General features: G+C 56.6%; 1 protein-coding gene. It reads left to right on the top strand.

What is annotated here, in order from left to right; all coding sequences use genetic code 11:
* Positions 1-58 precede the first annotated feature (58 nt).
* The coding region (locus tag QCE79_RS33560) for a hypothetical protein (protein ID WP_309851829.1) at positions 59-514 on the top strand (456 nt) is incomplete at its 3' end.

Raw genomic sequence — 514 nt, 5'->3', positions numbered from 1 at the left:
TGTTTGCCTTCTCCAGCGCCACGTTGTGCTCAAGCGCAAACCGGATTTGCTTCTCCGAATGAAGCAGGCTTCTATCGTCAGCGCTCGCAACATGCTGCTTGGCAGCAGCCACCCTCTCGTTGAACTGCGCGAGTTCCTTCTGCGCGTTCGTAAGTTTGTCCGTTGTATGCGATTGCGCATCGAGCACAGCGCCCTGCTCTCGGATACGCTCCAGATACTGTGCCGCGGCATCGACTTGAGACGCATGCGGCTTTTGGTCGTGCGGCCGGTAACGGTCTTCATTATGCGCAAGCATTTTTTGGCGCTCTGCATCGAGCGCCTTGAGCTCTTCGCGAGTCTTGCCCGCTGCCTCGCCCGCTCTTTTCAGCGTATCGAAATACGCGTTGGTCTCCTTGTTCGCGTCGGCAAGCTGCTCCTGCCGCGAGCGCGCCGATTTCATGTACTCGGCATGATGATCCATCATCGCCTTGAACGTCTCAACGCTCTTTTGATGCGGATCGTTTTTTTCACTCGC

This window comes from Caballeronia sp. LZ003 (genome assembly GCF_031451465.1).
Lineage (GTDB): Bacteria > Pseudomonadota > Gammaproteobacteria > Burkholderiales > Burkholderiaceae > Caballeronia.
This window is presented reverse-complemented; position numbering and strand designations above follow the sequence as displayed.